Below are 1,399 nucleotides of genomic sequence, written 5' to 3'. Positions count from 1 at the left end.
GAGGGCGCCACCGCGCAGGACGCCATCGGCGGGGACGAGCCGTTCATCATGCAGGCCGACGGGCGGGCGTGGCTCTACGTCCCCACCGGACTCGCGGACGGGCCGCTCCCCGTGCACTACGAGCCCGAGGAGGCCCCGAGCCGCAACGCGCTGCACCCCGGGTCCCGGGCGAACCCGGCCCGCCAGCGCTTCGACCGGCCCGACAACCGCTACAACCCGCCGGACGGGCAGCCCGGCTCGGAGGTCTACCCCTACGCGTTCACGACGTTCCGCATCGCCGAGCACCACACCGCCGGGGGCATGAGCCGCTGGACGCCCTACCTCGCCGAACTGGCCCCGGAGATGTTCGTCGAGGTCTCCCCGGCCCTCGCCGCCGAGCGGGGCCTGGAGCACACCGGGTGGGCGACGATCGTCACCGCGCGGTCGGCGATCGAGGCACGCGTGGTGGTCACCGAGCGCTGCAAGCCGCTGCTCATCGACGGGCGGACCGTCCACCAGGTGGGCCTGCCGTGGCACTGGGGACCGAACGGCCTCGTCACCGGGGACGCGGCGAACGAGATCATCGGTATCTCGCTCGACCCGAACGTCCACATCATGGACACGAAGACGGGCACCTGCGACGTCGTCGCGGGCCGGCGGCCGCGGGGGCCGGCGCTGCCGGAGTTCGTCGAGTCCTACCGCCGGCGCGCCGGGATCGGGAACACCGGCTGACACCCGGGGCCCGCGGCGCTCACTCGGGCGTCGTGGCCTCCGGGGCGGGCGCGGTCCGGCCGACCAGCCAGGCCGCGACGTCGACCAGTTTGATGTTGGTCGACTGCGAGGCCTCGACGAGCAGGGCGAACGCGCCCTCGTCGTCGACCCCGTCGCGCTGCATGAGGATGCCCTTGGCCTGGCCGATGACGTCGCGGGAGCCGACCGCGCGGCACAGGCCGGCGATGCGCCGGGCGCCGAACAGCGCCACCGTGGCCTGCCCCGCGAGGGCCGCGGCGAGCGCCCGGCCCCGCGGGCCCAGCTGGGTGCGGGTGGCGAACGTGAGGACGCCGAGGACCCCGTCGTGGGTGCGGAGCGCGAGGACGAGCAGGCCGCGCACGCCGTGGCGCGCCGCGACCTCGGCGACGTGGGGCCAGTGGCCGACCGCCGCGAGGTCGGGCACCTCGCAGACCCCGCCCGAGCCCGCGACCTCGACGCCGGGACCCTCCCCGCGGGCGGCCTGCACGGCGTCGAGCTCGTCGGCCACCGGGTCGCCCGTGGGCTGCGGGTCGTAGCCGCGGGACACGAGCGCGACGCCGACGTGGTCGACACCCGGGACCGTCGTGCCCGCGCGCACGACGGCGCGCACCGTCTGATCGAGGACGTCCGCATCGGCGCTCAGCGCTCCGGTCAGAGCGGCGGCGCCGAG

At 76.1% G+C, this 1,399-nt stretch carries 2 protein-coding genes; one reads left to right on the top strand and one right to left on the bottom strand.

Annotated elements, in window-relative coordinates:
- Positions 1 to 711: molybdopterin dinucleotide binding domain-containing protein (locus AC0CYZ_RS09680; RefSeq protein ID WP_472214666.1), on the top strand; the 711-nt coding region annotated here is incomplete at its 5' end.
- 19 nt (positions 712 to 730) lie between these two features.
- Here AC0CYZ_RS09680 and AC0CYZ_RS09675 read toward each other — a convergent pair.
- The coding region (locus AC0CYZ_RS09675; protein WP_472214663.1) for an ANTAR domain-containing protein at positions 731 to 1,399 on the bottom strand (669 nt) is incomplete at its 5' end.

The organism is Actinomycetospora sp., from assembly GCF_055612215.1.
This window is presented reverse-complemented; position numbering and strand designations above follow the sequence as displayed.